The following is a 16,508-nucleotide window of genomic DNA, read 5'->3' on the forward strand; positions in this document are numbered from 1 at the left end:
TTTGATTGATGTTTTGTATTATTTTTGTGGTAAAAAATTATAACATTTACATGATTTCAAAAGGCTTTTTAAAATTTAAATTAGCTTAAATTATTGGTTGTTTGCGGGAATCTGCAAGTGGCTCTAATAATTTTATTTTTGTAACCATTCATAAAATCTCTATTTTTTAAATAATTGTCTAATTTTTTTCAAATTGTTTAGTTTTTCTATACTCGTCTGAATAATCTCTTTTGCTCTGTTTGCTATATCTAAATACTCATCACCTTGAGGTTCTATCTTTTCAAGTTCAGCATAGTACAAATCTTCATTAAGAGAATCTAAACTTTCACTCAATTTATCTAAATCTTCATAGCTTATAAATCGAGATTCTACCAAGTCTTTTAAAATATCCTTATTTTTTGAGATGGCAACCGCTAAATCAAAAATATCTCTTGTTAAATTGTCCTCTTTTCTCCACTTGACCTTTTTAGCGATTATATCTTCTACACTCTCATAGTACAGCTCAAAATCAAGCGGTATTACTGTGTTTAAAATAGGTCTGTTTATAATTGCTTCATTGAGTAAAAAATCCACTTTTATATCGTCTTTGGTTTTTAATTGCACATGATTATTCATACCGTCAAATCTGTACTCAGTTTGGTCAAACAGCGTTGTCTCATCTATATACCACTTAGGATTTAAAAAATCAAAAACTTGGGCTTCCGTTACAAAAATATCTATATCAAAAGATTTTCTATGATTAAAATGAAACATTGCCAACGCAGTCCCGCCGCCAAATACCCACCAGTTTTTAAGAGTGACTTGATTCTCAATACCTTGTATCAATTCATGGTAAACTTTATTTAGTGCCTCTATCTGTATTTTAAAGTTCTTCAAATAGCCACTCATACTCTTTTATTGCCTTTGCGTTGAACTGATCTAAATAATACTCATATACTCTTTTTATTGCCTTTTTCTTAATACCGTAAAGCTTACAGTACTTAACAACATCTTCATAAGAGACTTCTCTAAAAAGCGTTGCTATTGCATAGTTGTATTGTTTATCTATTTTAGTTCTTGTAAATATTTCATACAGGTCATTAACTCTATAGTGCATATTCTTATCACTTATAGAGTTATTGATAGTAGCCAATATCCACTTGGCACTATTTAGCTTCATCTCCTCTTCATTTATTACTTCAAAAGGCTTAATGTCAAAATACCCTTCTTTGTCATTTGCAAGGTCATACTCTAACTGTTTCATTAAAATAAACTCAGGTTTTAGATTGAAAAACTTTGCAAATTTTTTAGCTGTATGGATGGTAAAACCTCTTTTGTGTTGATAGAGTTCACTTATGGTTTTTTTACCAATATCAAGCGACTCGCACAATTTATCTTGAGTGATTTTATTTGGATTGATATATTTTTCTTTTATAAAGTCTATCGGTGCTATCATAAAGTTATCCCACTACGATAATAAATATTACTTAAAATATTATCATATATAGATAATATTGTCAACTTTATGTGTAGTTATGTATAAATTTTGATGCTCTTGTAGCAGTTAGCCGTGGGCTTTTAGAATACAAAAAGAAAATTACGATAAGGGATTTGAGTAAATAAAGATTATTTTTCAAAATAACTAATTTAATAAATAGATAAAAGCCTCTTTAATAGAGGCTTTTTTTAGATTTAGTGCAAAAAGTGTCTAACTCCTGAGAAGTATAAGCTCATACCATACTCATTGGCAGCAGCGATAACCTCATCGTCTCTTATGCTTCCGCCCGGTTCTATGACACTTTTTACGCCTGCTGCGGCAGCTGCGTCTATGCTATCACGGAATGGGAAGAATGCTTCGCTTGCAAGTGCTGCACCTGCTACATCAAGCCCCATCTCTTTTGCTTTTTTAAGTGCGCATTGACTCGCATCTACACGGCTAGTCATTCCCATGCCCACAGCCACCATAGCAGAATTTTTTACATAAACGACACAGTTTGATTTTGTAAGAGATGCTACTTTATACGCAATCTCCATATCTTTCTTCTCCTGAGCGGTTGCTTCTCTTGTAGTCATAAGTTTTGCATTTTTAACTTCATCGTCACTTACTTTGTCGGCGTCTTGATATACAAATCCACCGTCTATATGTTTAAAGTCTTTTTCATCGTTTGCCAAAACAAGCTTGTCACAACCCATTTCAAAGAGCTTGATGCGTTTTTTGCTCTCAAAAACTTCTAGCGCTTCCTCTGTAAAACGCCCTGCAATGATAACCTCTAAAAAAATCTCATTCATCTTTAGTGCCAACTCTTTTGTTACAACACCGTTTACCGCCACAACACCGCCAAACGCCGATACAGGGTCACATTTTAGAGCTTCAACATAAGCATCCACAAGATTGTCACGGATAGCAAATCCGCAAGGATTTCCATGCTTTGTTATACAGATAGCATTTTCGCTTCCAAAAGCAGAGGCAATTTTGACCGCACCGCTTAGGTCGTTTAGGTTGTTAAAACTCGCTTCGCCTTTTAGGGTTTTAAAGTTGTTTGTATAGTGTTTGTCAAATTCGTACAAAGCGCCGTTTTGATGAGGATTTTCGCCATAACGGGTATTCATCACTTTATTTCCGACTATAAACTGTTTTTCGCCAAAGCCGCCGTTGAAACGCTTGTTCATATAGTTTGCTATCATAGAGTCATAAGCCGCCGTATGCTCGTAAGCTTTTATCATTAAGCCTCTTCTAAACTCCAGCGTATTTTTCTCATTCTCTATCGCATCTATAACTTTTGCATAGTCATTTGCATCGGTAACTATCATAACACTGTCAAAGTTTTTTGCAGCCGAGCGAACCATAGCAGGTCCGCCGATGTCGATGTTTTCTATAATCTCTTCAAAATCATCAGTTTTTTCGATTGTAGCTTTAAACGGATAGAGATTTACACAAACAAGGTCAATCGCCTCTACCCCAAGCTCTTTTGCCTGATCTAAATGCGACTGCTTGTCACGGCGATGCAAAATTCCGCCATGCACAAACGGGTTTAGAGTTTTTACGCGACCTTCAAAACACTCTGGAAACTTTGTAACCTCATCTATCTCAATAGCTTTGATGCCGTTTTCAACAAGTATCTTGTATGTTCCACCCGTGGAGATGATTTCAAAACCGTTTTTTACCAAAGATGTGCAAAACTCAACCACACCGCTCTTATCGCTTACGCTTACCAACGCTCTTTTCATGAAAATTTCCTAAAAAAATAAATTGACGAATTTTATCTCAATTGAGATTAGAAGATGGTAAACTTAAAAAAATGAAATGAGAGGTGGCTTATGAAGTTTTTAAGATGGAAGAATTTTAAACGATAGTATCTGTCGGTTCTCCAAAATAATAGCCTTGTGAAAAATCCACTTCGAGTTCTTGAACTTTTTGAAAAACATTTTTAGAGTGTACAAACTCGGCTATGGTTTTAATCCCCATATTTTTAGCAAAATTTACGATTGTTTTCGTAATCATTTGAGAATTACCGTCTATATCTACGCCCTTTATCATTGAGCCATCTATCTTTATGTAGTCAACTTTGAGTTTCATAAGATAATCAAAATTTGAGTATCCTGTTCCAAAATCATCTATCGCTATTCTTACTCCGTATTTTTTAACATTGTCTATAAATTCCAAAACCTGCTCAAAATTTTCTATGCCTTCGGACTCTATTATCTCAAAGACTATTTTTTCGCCTATTGAACTCTCTTTTAGTCTATCTATAATAAATTTATTTACTTCTTTATTCAAAATATCTTCGACAGAGATATTTATGGATACCGAATATGGTAAATTTTGGAATTTTTGGAATGTTTTTTCAACTATTATTTTTGTAAGCTGATGATAAAGTTTATTTTTCTTGGCTAATTCTAAAAAATGAACAGGCGAAATATATACCCCATTAGCGTCAATCATTCTTATCAATGCCTCATACTTCACTATCTCTTGTGTTTTACAATCTACTATAGGTTGAAAAATCGGTACTATTCTGTCTTCTTCTATCGCTTTTTTTAAGCGTTTTGTCCAGTCAAAGTTTTTTTCGTACTCTTTTGCCATATACATAGTTTTTTCATCATACACCAAAAAGTCTTTTTTGTTTTTCTTTGCAATTTTTAGCGCAATATCCGCATTTTCAAGCAATGTCTCATAGCCATAGGAGATGCCGAATGTTGCGCTTAAGCTTACCTCGCTGTTGCCGTCGATTTTAAAACTTTTTTGTGAAATTTTTTCACTTAACACAGACGCAAATATCTTAAACACTTCTATATCCATAGCTTTGTCGCACAGATATGAAAACTCATCTGAATGAAGCCTGTACAACGCATTGCCACCAAACATATTTTCCTTTAAAAACTCGGCAAAATCTTTAAGAATAGAATCACCCGCTTCATTTCCGTATAAATCGTTTATCTCCTGAAAAGAGTCTATATTTATAATCATCAAAAATGAGTTTTTCTTCTCTTCCAGTCTTTCGGTTAATCGTCTTCTATTTTCCAATCCCGTTAAACTGTCATAATAAAATTGATGTTCGATTGAGTCTAGCATAGTATTAAAAACATCTTTTATGGAGTCTATCTCCTCTATGTTATCATTTACTTCTACTCTTTTTTTCATATCATGCGACTTTGTTATGCTTTGAATGACATTTGAAAAATTTTTGATTGGCTTAATAATATACTGGTTAAACTCGATAAATACGGCTATAAAAACCACAAGTGAAAATATAGTGATAAATATAATAAAAAAGTTTATCATCTCATCTAGCGATATTTTTAGATTGACTACTGGGTACGATATATCTATAATACCAAGTACATCGTTCTCTTTGGCATTTGTATGGCATCTAAGGCAATCCTGTTTTGCCGTAACGGGATAGTAGTATCTTATAAAATTTGAATTGGATATATTCAATATCTCTTCGCCGTTCATAGCTTTTTGTATATCAAGATTTGTACCGATAGCCCGCCTGTCCTTTTCTATAACGCCAAAAATTTCCGATACCGTCTCCGTTCTGTAAACATCAACTTTCATAGACGGATCTACACGGTTTAATCTGATAATAATTTCTCTTAAATCCTCTTTATTCCATCCCTTTTGCATAGCGGAGTATAAACTTTCAAAAACCAACATACTAGTTTTTTTTGCATCCACATGCGCAAGACTGGATATTGCATTTTTTTTCATATACTCACCGTATATAAAGGCGGATATAAGAGTAAAAACAAGTGTTATCAACATGATTTTTGCAGTTATTCTGGTATATGTTGTTTTATTGTTCATAACTGCGCTAAAGCCTTTTTATAGTAGTTGTCTTAAAGTAATATGAAAAAATATATATCGCGTATTATACTTAAAAAAATTTTAAACTTTGTTTTAATACTATTTTTTAAAATAAAGTTCCGCAAAAACTCTAATATGGTGTTTTTTATTAAAATATCTATTTTATAAGGTTGATAAATGAGCAGTAAAGTAATTTCTCTTCAAATCGGTAAAGTAAAAGCGTACGGTAAAAAAGAGTCTAAAGATTTTTTGGGTAAATACTGGGAAAGCGGCTCTTTTAAAGAGCCTACACTTGAGAGACTCTGGGCTGGCAAACTAGGTCTAAGCGGCGATGAAGTGGCCGACAAAGTACATCATGGCGGAGAGGAGAAAGCCATTTTTGCCAATAGTTACGAAAATTACAATGAGTGGAGTGAGTTTTTAGGCAAGGAGATACCTTTTGGTGCGCTTGCTGAAAATCTCACTATCTCAGGACTTCATGAAAGCAGTGTATGTTTAGGCGACATCCACAAAATCAGCGAGGTCATACTCCAAGTCTCACAACCTAGAAAACCATGCTGGAAGATATCAAAACGGTGGAACAACAAAAAATTTACTCATGAGATTTACGCAACGGGACTTACAGGCTGGTACTATCGTGTTCTTGAAGAAGGGTTTATAAAAGCAGGTGATGAAATTGTTGTTCTCCCGCACGAGGAGGAGCGTATCTCGATTCTTGATGCAAATATGGCTTTTGCCAACCCCATCATGCATAGAGAAATTTTGGAAAAAATCTTAACTATCCCCTCTATTGCTCCGTCTTACAGAACAAGCATAGAGAAGAGAATTGAGGGAGAATTTTCACTTGAGTATATGAGAGTAGATTAGATATCTCTCTCGATTACTCTTTTAAATGTGTTAAAGTAGTTGTCTTGAAGCTCACTCATGCTCATCTCAACATTATTGATTTTGATTTTATCTCCGCCTACAGTTCCGATTTTTTGACAAAACATTTGACCTCCGCTTAATGATTCAAATGAAGCAGCATCTTCTTGTCTTACCTCTACGATAGCACGGCTCATAGTCTCAGAGAAGATGTCTCTCTCGTCTTCAACCAACATTCTTGCACTACATCCAAGACCGCTTACCGCCGCCATTTTTGCCAATGCTATAGCAACACCGCCGCTGCTTGCATCTTTAGCGCATCTAAGCAGCCCTCTTTTGTTTGCCTCAATAACCAAATCCCAAAGATAAAGCTCTTTTTCGTAGTCAACTTCAGGAAGTTTTCCGGCAACCGTACCGCAAATCTCTTTCATGTAAAGAGAACCGCCAAACTCACTTGCACTCTCTCCTACAAGATAAATAGAATTTCCCTCTTCTTGAAAACTTGACATCAAAACTTTGTTTGCGTCATCGTTTACGCCAACCGTTGCGATAGATGGAGTTGGGAAAACAGATACACCGTTTGTCTCATTGTAAAGCGAAACATTGCCGCCGATAACAGGAGTACTCAGTGCCGCACAAGCCTCTTTGATACCCAAACAGCTCTCGCCGAACTGCCACATAACCTCAGGATTTTCTGGGTTTCCAAAGTTAAGACAATCAGTAATCGCCAAAGGTCTGGCCCCGCTCATAGCAACATTTCTACCGCTCTCGATAACCGCTGCCGCCGCTCCGCCTTTTGGGTCTATGTAGCAGTAACGGACATTACAGTCAGCCGACATTGCAAGTGCTTTGCCGTTCTCTTTTACACGGATAACGGAAGCGTCAAGCATACCGCCTTTTTTGATGGTATTCGTCTGCACCATTGAGTCATACTGAGTATATATCCATGATTTATCAACCACTTCCATAGACTTCGTAAGTCTCTCAAATGCCTCTTGGTTTGATACGCGAGGAAAATCGTTGATAGTAACATCTGCAATTTTGTCTAAGTATGCAGGGCGAACCATCGGGCGTTTAAGAACAGGTGCTTCTTCGCTTACAGGATTTACAGGAACTTCCGCTACTTTTTCTCCATGCCAGAAAAGCTCCATGTTTCCGGTGTTCGTTACCTCACCGATAACCGCAGCATCCAAATCCCACTTCTCAAATATCTTGATGATTTCGGCTTCGCTTCCCTTTTTCGCACAAAGAAGCATTCTCTCTTGAGATTCGCTTAACATAAAGTCGTATGGCTGCATACCTTCTTCACGGGCAGGAACTCTATCTAAATGCATAATCATGCCGCTTCCGCTACGTCCTGCCATCTCGAATGAACTGGAAGTAAGCCCCGCCGCACCCATATCTTGGATACCTACGACATGGTCAGTTTTAAATAGCTCTAAACAAGCTTCTAGCAGAAGTTTTTCCGTAAAAGGATCTCCTACTTGAACAGTCGGACGAAGAGATTTTGACTCTTCAGTGAAACTATCCGAACTCATAACAGCTCCGCCAAGACCGTCACGACCGGTTTTTGCGCCTACATAAATAACAGGGTTTCCTATACCGTCAGCTCTGCCGTAAAATATCTCATCACTTTTTGCAAGTCCCAGCGTAAAAGCATTTACCAAAATATTACCGTTATAGCACTCGTCAAAACTTGTCTCTCCGCCGATTGTCGGAACTCCCATACAGTTTCCGTAACCGCCGATACCCGCTACAACACCGCGGACAAGGTATCTTTGATGAGCTGAGACTTTATCGTCGTTTAAAACATTTCCAAATCTAAGAGCATTTAAGTTTGCAATAGGTCTGGCACCCATAGTAAATACATCACGCATGATTCCGCCTACACCCGTTGCAGCCCCTTGGTACGGTTCTATAAAGCTTGGGTGGTTATGCGACTCCATCTTAAATACCGCTGCATAGCCGTCTCCTATGTCTATAACACCCGCATTTTCACCCGGACCTTGAATAACCCACGGAGCTTTTGTCGGAAATCCGCTTAAGTGAACTTTTGAAGATTTATAGCTACAGTGTTCGCTCCACATTGCGGAAAAAATCCCAATCTCAACAAGATTAGGCTCACGCCCTAAAATCTGCTTAATATGCGCATAATCATCGCTTGAAAGCTTATGTGATGCAAGTACTTTTTCAATGTTTTCTAGTTGTTGGCTCACGGGGAATCCTAAAAATTTGGTTTTTAAGCGGTGATTATATCCAATGTGAGGTAAAAAGAGTTTTAAGGGTACCTCTAATGAAAAGAGAAGTGCTCTTTGGTGCGGATATTTTTTTTGAGCGAAAAGATATTTTTGTAGAAAATCTCTAAAATTTCATACTCTTTTTTTCCGTTTGGAAGCTGTAGCTTAAACTGATCATCTGCCTCTTTGCCAAGAAGCGCACGGGCAAGCGGGGAGTGTATGCTTATAAGCCCGTTTTCCGGCTCAGACTCTAAAACACCGCAAATCGTATAACACTCCTCTTCATCGGTTTCAATGTTGCAGATGCGTACGCTGCTTCCAAAACTAACCCGCTCATGAGAGAGGCGGGACGGGTCGATGATTTGAGCTTTTTGTATCAGTGAGTTGAGATAAAAAAGCCTTTTGTCAATGTGGCGAAGCTTCTCTTTTGCCGCTTGATAGTCCGCATTTTCGCTTCTGTCTCCCAAAGCCGCCGCAACAAGTTTTTCATGTGCAACTTTTGGCTTTTCCACTTCAAGCAAAAACTTAAACTCCCCCACTAACATATCATATCCCTCAACACTCATAGGCTCTTGCAAACATCTACCTCTTTATGCGTTAAACCCTACTATGTAGTAGGTGTTTTTATTGTCTAGTTTTTCAACTTTTACTTTATATTTTTCGCTGAAATGCTTAACTTTTTCATGCGCTTCCTGCGCCATCTCAGGGGATGGAGTGTCTATTTTGATTTTAAAGCAGTCATTTGAATTTGACATTGCGACATAAGCGTCATCCACTCTTAAGTGGTCGTTTAAGTCCATGATATGTTTTTGTATTTTCTCATACCCTTGTGTATTTTCTTCAATCTTCTCAAGTTGTTTAAGTAACGCCTCATTTGGCACATACCCTAACTGAACCAGAACTGCTTCTCTTTGCATAGATTTTTCCTTTTTACAATTTTGTCGGTATATGGTAACGATATTTTGTAAATATTCAGTGCTTTTTTATAAACATAAATGTATCATCAAATCAAATTTTTAGCTACAAAAGAGAGCATTACATGACCGAAGAGATACTAAAAAAAATCAAACAGCTCCCCCCGCTTCCGGAGTCTGCAATGCAGATAGAGGCGGTTTATCAGGACCCAGACAGTACGTTTAATGATATGGTAAAGATTTTAGAAAAAGATCCTCTCTTAACTGCCGACATTTTAAAAGCTGCCAACTCTCCGCTCTATGGATTTAGCCGTGAAATCAACACTATCAACCAAGCAGTAGGTCTTTTTGGGATGGGAACGGTACGCGGTTTTGCACTTGCCAGTATCGTGAAGAAGAGCTTTACGCTTGATTTTTCTGCGTATGGCATCACTAATGACATGTTCTCGGCGCTCTCTAAAAAACAGCATGCACTTGTTACTTCATGGTGTCTGAGAAAAGAGGCAAAACTTTTGGGCATTCTCTCTCCTGCAGCGTTTTTGGTTGAGATTGGCAAAGTTTTGATAGCTCAACAGATTATGGCAGACAAAACACAAGAGAAGTTCAAAGAAGCACTTGCAACTCTTGAGAGTGTTGAAGAAGCGGAGAGAGAAGTTGCTGGCGTTGACACACCTGAAGTAAGCGGGACCATCTTTGAGCATTGGAGATTTGAATCAGGACTTGTTGAGACTATCCGCCACTGCGGCGATCCGGAAAAAGCCAAAGAAGATGTGCAAAAAGCAGCAAAAATCTTACAGGTTGTCCGCACAGCAGTCCCTATCAACGGTGTCATAACAGAGCAGAGTGTCGCTGCGGCAAAAGAACTTATTATCAAATACAGTCTTGATATGGAAAGTTTTGAAAAAGCTCTTGAAAATATGTAAGCGTTGTGATGAAGTCCCTTCTTATTAGACTTACCCACGGGCTTGATGAGCAAGACATCGCCAAAGATGAGCTAGAGTATGTTAACGACTTTTTTGCAAAAGAGTACATCACAAAAAAAGATACTCTTTACAAGTTCAACTCAAAGTACCGTGCCGGAACACTTGGGCTTATCCAAAACGGCACTGCATATCTCAATGTCATCGGCGAGTATGTTCATGACCTTTATATCGAAGATGTCGAGAGCACAAAAGCAACTGAAGGTGATCTTGTTATCGTTCAGAGACTTCTTGGCAAACGCGGTACTCCGAGTGGAAAAATAGTTGAGATAGTAGGACGTGCGCAAACTTACAGTGTCGCTTATATCGTCGTAAAAGAGGGACGAAAATCTTTAGTTGACTTAAAAACTGATTTTCCAATCGGTATTGAGATAAGCCCGCAAGAGCTAAACTCCTATAACCAAGGCGATGTTTTTAAGATTAACAATCAAGACTTAACCATCATGGAGTGTCTTGGAAACATAAAAGACCCTCTGATAGATGAGAAGATTGTCCTTGCACAGTTTAACAAACATGACGCTTTTAGCGAAGAAGTGCTTGAACTCTCACGCTCGTTCAAAGAGGTTGATGCTTCACTCTACCCAAAAAGAGTTGACTTAAGAAAGCTTCCGTTTTGCACCATCGACCCAGTTACTGCAAAAGATTTTGACGATGCTATCTGCTACGATGAAGAAACAACCACACTTTATGTCGCTATAGCCGATGTAAGCGAGTATGTCACCCCTTTTGGAGCTATCGATAACGAGGCGATTTACAGAAGCTTTTCCATCTATCTACCGCACCGTTCCATCCCTATGCTGCCACGAGAACTTAGCGAAACACTCTGTTCATTGCAGCCGCATAAAGACAGACTTGCTTATGTTTTTGAGATGAAACTTGACCTCGGCACGCTTGAGGTAAGCAGTTCAAAAGTGTATGAAGCCATTATCCATTCACAAAGAAGATTTAACTATGAAGAGATAGATGCTTATTTTGAGGGTGCATTGCAGCCCAAAAACGTATCTGAGGAGATTATCTTTGCCTCGATTGACAAACTTAGAGTTATCACAGATGCACTAAGAGAGAAGAGGCTTAAAGTCGGCTATAACTTTCGCTCCCATGAACTTGAGATGTTCATCGACGAGCAGACCAATATCGTAAGCACTACATATGCAGAAGAAACTCCGTCTCATGCGCTTATAGAAGATTGTATGCTGCTAGCCAACAAGGAAGCGGCAAAGAGATTTAAAAAAGGTATTTTTCGTATCCACGAACCGCCAAGCCAGATGAAACTGCAAAATCTCTACCAAGAATTGGCTGGAATCGGCATGTTTATAGATATCAAAAAATCGCTAAAAGAGACGATTGAGCAGATGCAAAAACAAGCGGCTGAAATGGGAATCTCAAGTGAGGTGGACACGCTTATCATCCAGTCTCAGATGCAGGCACGCTATGCACCGATAAATGCAGGACATTTTGGGCTTGGATTTGAAGAATATACACACTTCACTTCGCCCATCAGACGCTACTCCGACCTTATCGTACATAGGCTTTTAAAAGCTATCGCAAACAAAGACACTGAGCAAGGCTCCTATGTGCTTAGAAACATAGAATCACTCTGCATGAGTGTAAGCGAAAAAGAGAGGGAAGCCGCAACGGTGGAAGTGGAGTTTATGGCACGCAAATTTGCACGCTGGGCAAACGAGCATCTTGGTGAGGTTTTTCAAGCAAGAGTAACTGCAACCGACCCATTTTTTAAAGCAGAGCTTCACGACACGCTTCAAGGGGCAAGATTTCTCATCATCCATTCCATGAATGCCACTCTTTTTGATGACGTAAAGGTGAGAATCGACAAAGTAGATATTGCAAAAGCAAAGATTTATGGCTCTGTTGTTGCCATTATAGAAAAAGATTAAGTCCTTCATCATGTACAAAAACGAGTTAGACAACTACATAAAAAACAAGAAGCTCTCCAACAGTTTCATCCTCTTTGGAGAAAGTAGTTTTCTTATCGACAGATACACCGAGATACTCTCAAACCGTGAGGGTGCTTCCATGCTCAAACTCTACTTTGATGAGTATGACTTTAGCGTGGCAAAAGCACACCTCTCACAAGCTTCACTCTTTGGAGACCAAAATGTGCTTATCATCAAAAGCGAGAAAAAAATACCAAAAAAAGAGTTAGATACACTTTTTGAGCAATGTGAAAAAAATTCCGACAACATTTTTGTCTATGCCTACTATGGAAGCGACTACACAGCCTACGCAAAACCGCCCGCAAATACAAAAACAATGTGCGTAAGATTTTTTCATCCAAACCATACGGAAGCGCTTGCAACTCTTGCTCAAATCGCTCGTGAAAGTAGTGTTGCCATAGACAAAGAGGGGCTTAATCACCTACTAAATATCCACAGTGGCGACATAGGACTCTCATGCAATGAGATAGAAAAACTAAGCATCTACGATAAGCCCATCACTACCAAAGATATAGATGCACTAATTTTTGGGCTTGCAGAGGTAAGCATTGATGATTTTATCAAAAAAGTTTTAGGCAAGAAAGATTTCAAAAGTGACTTGGAGAGCCTTTTAGGACATGGTGAAGATGAGATTCGCATCCTAACGGCTCTTACATCCTACCTTACCCAGCTCTACATGTTTAACATCTACATACGTCTAAACGGCGCACCAAACGCCATAGAGATACTCGGCTATAACGCTCCAAAGTTTGCAGTAGATGAAAAAGCCGCTGCCTCACTTAAGATAAAACCACCGCTATACTACAAACTCCATGAGCTTCTTTTGGAAGCCGAACTCAAGATGAAAAGCTCACATGTTGACAAAAACGCTATATTGCTATCTACACTCCTTAGATTTGTTAAGTTGTTGTAGAAAATAACAAGAAAAAAAACTTGTACTCAATAATTTTGAAGTTCATATCGTACATTTCTTCCGCTTGTGCCTTCAATTTGCTGAATACACCCATACTCAAGCAAGAGAGCCATATCTCTTATAGCCGTAGCTTTACTTACCTTTGTAATAGATATATATTTTTTTGTACTAATACCGCCTTCAAAATTTTCATTTCCCACATCAAGAATTTTGTTTAAAACTTTAATTTGTCGTTCATTAAGCGGAAATTGGCGATATCTATCCCAAAATTTAGTTTTTTGCACCAAATATTCTATATTTTTTAGAGCCATCACAATAGCATTTTTTAATATTTGTAAATGCCAAATAAGCCAAGGAGTAATATCGAATGTTTTATTTATAAAAAGATTTGTAGTTTTATCCAAAATATCATAATAGCCTTTTCTATCATTATTGATAGCCGTAGATATTGAATATAGTTTAAAGTTTGTAACCTTTGTATTTTTGGAAAGTAGATAATCCGTAATTGCTCTTGATATCCTTCCATTTCCATCATCATAAGGATGGATAGATACAAACCACAGATGTGCTATTGCACTTTTAATGTATATATCACTTAACGATATTTATATCGCCAAGTAAAGTTCGCCTTGAATCTAAACCTTTGAAATGTTGTTAGCTATGAGATTATTTGTCGTCTATTACTTAAAGTAAGTGACCAAGCACATCATGCATAACACAACTCTATATGTTTCATATCTGCATACGAATTTTTCATTGACAAAAAAACCTTAAAAAAGCTATAATAATTAAAAAGACAACAAGGTGATGATATGACAACAATAGTAGGCATAAGAGATATTGCAAGAAATATAGATATGCTGCAAGAATATAACTATATTGACATAGAAGATAAAAAAACGCATGAGTATAAAGGGCTTCTTCTCTCACCTGCATATGCCAAAGAGTTTAAAGAGTATCTTGAAAAAAAATCACAACAAGAAAAAGAAGATAAACTAAAAAGATTAAAAAAATACGCAGGTAAGGGAACAATCGAGAACAAATATAATAACTTGTCTTCAAAAGAAATCAAAGAGACTCTCTCAAAGGAGAAGCTAGGTGAGTAAAAAAATATTCCTTGATACAAATGTTGTAGCAGATATCATAGATGCAAAAAGAGAAAATCACACCAAAGCTATGAAGCTTATGGAAAAAACAGTTAATGATAACTATGTTGTATGTATAAGCGAAGATATGCTTACTACACTATTTTATATATCAAAAAATAAAAAAGAGACCTTAGAGTTTTTTCAAAATGTTATTTTTATAGATTGGGAAATTTTAAACTTTACAAAAGATATACTGCAAAATGGGGTAGAACTCTCTTTGCAAAACGCTCTTGACTTAGAAGATGTACTGCAATGCCTTTGTGCAAAACAGAGCGGATGTGAAACTATAGTTACAAATGACAACAAATTTTATAACTGCGGGATAGAGGTAAAATCTTACGATTATTTAATTTATGGTGCTTAGATTTGTATGTTTGTGAAAGAACTTACATAAAGTAAGTGACCAAGCACATCATCCGAAGATGAGTGCTAGAAATTAAAAAAATTAGTTTTTAGTCGTGTCGATAATCTTGTTTGATGCAATCCACGGCATCATAGCTCTTAGTTTTACGCCTGTCTGCTCGATAAGAGATGCTCTTGCGTTTGCTCTCTCAGCGTTCATTCTTGGGTAACCTGCTTGACCTTCAAGGATAAAGTCTTTTGCAAATCTTCCGTCTTGAATCTCTTTTAGAATCTCTTTCATTGCAGCTTTACTCTCTGCATTGATAACGCGCTTACCGCTTACATAGTCGCCGTACTCGGCAGTGTTAGAGATAGAGTATCTCATATCTGCGATTCCGCCTTGGAACATCAAGTCAACGATAAGTTTTAGCTCATGCAGACACTCGAAGTATGCAAGTTCAGGAGCGTATCCGGCTTCTGTTAATGTCTCAAATCCTGCTTGAACCAAAGATGCAGCGCCGCCGCAAAGAACAGCCTGCTCTCCAAAAAGGTCAGTTTCTGTCTCATCTTTGAAAGTTGTCTCAATGATAGCAGTTCTTCCGCCACCGATAGCCGATGCATAAGATAGTGCAAGCTCTCTAGTTTTTCCGCTTGGGTTTTGTCCGACAGCGATAAGGTCCGGGATACCGCCGCCTCTTACAAACTCGCTTCTTACAGTGTGTCCCGGAGCTTTTGGAGCTATCATAGTAACATTTATATCTGCTCTTGGGTGGATTCTTCCGTAGTGAATGTTAAAACCGTGTCCAAATGCGATAGTTGCACCGTTTTTGAGGTTTGGCTCAATCTCTCTTTTGTAGATTTCTGCTTGGTTTTCATCCGGTAAAAGAATCATAACGACATCAGCATAAGCAGAAGCGTCTGCAACGCTCATAACTTTAAACCCTTTTGCCTCAGCTTTTGCCCAGCTAGAGCCGCCTTGTCTCAAACCTACAACAACCTCAACACCGCTGTCTCTTAGGTTTTCAGCATGTGCGTGACCTTGAGAACCAAAGCCTATCATCGCAACTTTTTTGCTTTTAATTATATTGATATCACAATCTTTATCGTAGTAAACAGTTAATGCCATTGCTTTTCCTTGAGTTTTAAGCTTAAAAGTACCCTTAAACGCTTAAAAAATTTTCGGCATTATACTCAAATAAAGCAAAAACTTTTATAATACCGCTAAAAAACAGAGGCGTATTTGTGAAAAAATTTAATCTTTTTAAGGAAATTATTGTTACGGACAAAAAGGAGCTTCTTGAAGCTCTTAACAGTGACAAAACTTTTGGATTAAGAGTTGACGGTTCTGTCTGTTATGAGCCTTTTGGCGTTCGTGATGCTCTTGTTTTTAGCGGTATCGTCCAGACAAAAAACTCTCTTGAAGAGGCGTTTGGCAAAAACTATCAGGTTGTAGAAGATGAAGAGCGTGTGCTTGTAAAAGCGTTTTCAAACTGGCAGGAAATCATTGGGTTTAACAAAGCAAGGGCAACATACGATGACACAACCGCCGATGGAGTGGATGAGTTTGCAACCAAAGAAATGGAAAAGATAGGGTGGCATGCAACGGAGTTTAACATCAGCTATAGAACGCTTGTAGAGGTTTTAGAGCAGGAGTGTGGCGGTACGCTTTTGTGCATTGAGTATGAAGAACCTTACAGATTTAGCGGGCTTGGGTTTGTGGATGATTTGGATGAGGCGAGAGATGTTTTATTTGCATTTTGTAAAAAAGAAATCGAGAGGCTTATCGCAACCGATGATGACTTTAAAAAAGAGAACCTAAGCGATGACGAGCAAGAGGCGGCTGAGTTTTTTGGTGTAGCACTTTAATG

General features: G+C 37.8%; 16 protein-coding genes and 1 pseudogene. 7 read left to right on the forward strand and 10 right to left on the reverse strand.

Translation table 11 applies throughout. The features are described 5' to 3' along the window. Nucleotides 1-159: 159 nt before the first annotated feature. The 4 genes from PHY84_RS08220 to PHY84_RS08235 all read right to left on the reverse strand — a co-directional run bounded on the left by PHY84_RS08220 (nucleotide 160) and on the right by PHY84_RS08235 (nucleotide 5,287). Complete coding sequence (locus PHY84_RS08220) at nucleotides 160-888, reverse strand: nucleotidyl transferase AbiEii/AbiGii toxin family protein (RefSeq protein ID WP_299858897.1); 729 nt, start codon at nucleotides 886-888, stop codon at nucleotides 160-162. Next, nucleotides 863-1,435 (reverse strand): hypothetical protein, encoded by a 573-nt coding sequence (locus PHY84_RS08225; protein ID WP_299858898.1) that lies wholly within the window; start codon nucleotides 1,433-1,435, stop codon nucleotides 863-865. The genes PHY84_RS08220 and PHY84_RS08225 overlap by 26 nt, the downstream gene beginning before the upstream one ends. A 236-nt stretch (nucleotides 1,436-1,671) precedes the next feature. Continuing rightward, complete coding sequence (gene purH, locus PHY84_RS08230; protein WP_299858899.1) at nucleotides 1,672-3,207, reverse strand: bifunctional phosphoribosylaminoimidazolecarboxamide formyltransferase/IMP cyclohydrolase; 1,536 nt, start codon at nucleotides 3,205-3,207, stop codon at nucleotides 1,672-1,674. 115 nt (nucleotides 3,208-3,322) lie between these two features. Beyond that, complete coding sequence (locus PHY84_RS08235) at nucleotides 3,323-5,287, reverse strand: EAL domain-containing protein (RefSeq protein WP_299858900.1); 1,965 nt, start codon at nucleotides 5,285-5,287, stop codon at nucleotides 3,323-3,325. A 177-nt stretch (nucleotides 5,288-5,464) separates the two neighbouring features. Here PHY84_RS08235 and PHY84_RS08240 point away from each other — a divergent pair, with 177 nt between their 5' ends. Then, entirely contained in the window at nucleotides 5,465-6,154 is a 690-nt protein-coding gene (locus tag PHY84_RS08240) for an MOSC domain-containing protein (protein ID WP_299858901.1), read from the forward strand. On the opposite strand, the gene purL is transcribed toward PHY84_RS08240, so the two are convergent. The 3 genes from purL to PHY84_RS08255 all read right to left on the reverse strand — a co-directional run bounded on the left by purL (nucleotide 6,151) and on the right by PHY84_RS08255 (nucleotide 9,305). Next, nucleotides 6,151-8,367, reverse strand: a complete 2,217-nt coding sequence (gene purL, locus PHY84_RS08245; RefSeq protein ID WP_299858902.1) for a phosphoribosylformylglycinamidine synthase subunit PurL — start codon at nucleotides 8,365-8,367, stop codon at nucleotides 6,151-6,153. The two genes, PHY84_RS08240 and purL, sit on opposite strands and share 4 nt — an antisense overlap. A 74-nt stretch (nucleotides 8,368-8,441) precedes the next feature. Then, nucleotides 8,442-8,966, reverse strand: a complete 525-nt coding sequence (gene greA / locus PHY84_RS08250) for a transcription elongation factor GreA (RefSeq protein ID WP_299858903.1) — start codon at nucleotides 8,964-8,966, stop codon at nucleotides 8,442-8,444. 12 nt (nucleotides 8,967-8,978) lie between these two features. Beyond that, nucleotides 8,979-9,305: a hypothetical protein gene (locus PHY84_RS08255; protein WP_299858904.1), complete on the reverse strand. Its 327-nt coding sequence runs from the start codon at nucleotides 9,303-9,305 to the stop codon at nucleotides 8,979-8,981. A 122-nt stretch (nucleotides 9,306-9,427) separates the two neighbouring features. On the opposite strand from PHY84_RS08255, the gene PHY84_RS08260 reads away from it, so the two are divergent. From PHY84_RS08260 to holA, 3 genes are read left to right on the forward strand one after another with little or no spacing between them, the layout of a single operon-like run. Next, nucleotides 9,428-10,225, forward strand: coding sequence for an HDOD domain-containing protein (locus PHY84_RS08260; RefSeq protein WP_299858905.1), 798 nt, complete (start codon nucleotides 9,428-9,430; stop codon nucleotides 10,223-10,225). Between the two features lie 8 nt (nucleotides 10,226-10,233). Continuing rightward, on the forward strand, nucleotides 10,234-12,177 hold the full coding sequence (locus PHY84_RS08265) for a ribonuclease R family protein (RefSeq protein ID WP_299858906.1): 1,944 nt from the start codon (nucleotides 10,234-10,236) through the stop codon (nucleotides 12,175-12,177). A 10-nt stretch (nucleotides 12,178-12,187) separates the two neighbouring features. Further along, complete coding sequence (holA, locus tag PHY84_RS08270; RefSeq protein WP_299858907.1) at nucleotides 12,188-13,150, forward strand: DNA polymerase III subunit delta; 963 nt, start codon at nucleotides 12,188-12,190, stop codon at nucleotides 13,148-13,150. Nucleotides 13,151-13,176: 26 nt separating this feature from the next. Here holA and PHY84_RS08275 read toward each other — a convergent pair whose 3' ends face one another. Then, nucleotides 13,177-13,554 carry a hypothetical protein gene (locus PHY84_RS08275; RefSeq protein ID WP_299858908.1) on the reverse strand — a complete coding sequence of 126 codons (378 nt, stop codon included), beginning with the start codon at nucleotides 13,552-13,554 and terminating at the stop codon, nucleotides 13,177-13,179. A 96-nt stretch (nucleotides 13,555-13,650) separates the two neighbouring features. Continuing rightward, a pseudogene (locus tag PHY84_RS11190) lies at nucleotides 13,651-13,755 on the reverse strand (Fic family protein); the annotation flags it as partial. A gap of 207 nt (nucleotides 13,756-13,962) precedes the next feature. On the opposite strand from PHY84_RS11190, the gene PHY84_RS08280 reads away from it, so the two are divergent. Beyond that, nucleotides 13,963-14,256, forward strand: a complete 294-nt coding sequence (locus PHY84_RS08280) for a hypothetical protein (protein WP_299858910.1) — start codon at nucleotides 13,963-13,965, stop codon at nucleotides 14,254-14,256. Further along, complete coding sequence (locus PHY84_RS08285; protein WP_299858911.1) at nucleotides 14,249-14,662, forward strand: type II toxin-antitoxin system VapC family toxin; 414 nt, start codon at nucleotides 14,249-14,251, stop codon at nucleotides 14,660-14,662. Before PHY84_RS08280 ends, PHY84_RS08285 begins: the two co-directional genes overlap by 8 nt. Nucleotides 14,663-14,743: 81 nt before the next feature. Here the strand turns inward: PHY84_RS08285 and ilvC are convergent, their stop codons facing one another. After that, nucleotides 14,744-15,766: a ketol-acid reductoisomerase gene (gene ilvC / locus PHY84_RS08290; RefSeq protein WP_299858912.1), complete on the reverse strand. Its 1,023-nt coding sequence runs from the start codon at nucleotides 15,764-15,766 to the stop codon at nucleotides 14,744-14,746. A 116-nt stretch (nucleotides 15,767-15,882) separates the two neighbouring features. On the opposite strand from ilvC, the gene PHY84_RS08295 reads away from it, so the two are divergent. Further along, nucleotides 15,883-16,506, forward strand: a complete 624-nt coding sequence (locus PHY84_RS08295; RefSeq protein ID WP_299858913.1) for a hypothetical protein — start codon at nucleotides 15,883-15,885, stop codon at nucleotides 16,504-16,506. The last annotated feature ends 2 nt before the right edge of the window (nucleotides 16,507-16,508 follow it).

The organism is Sulfurimonas sp. (genome assembly GCF_028694605.1).
Lineage (GTDB): Bacteria > Campylobacterota > Campylobacteria > Campylobacterales > Sulfurimonadaceae > Sulfurimonas.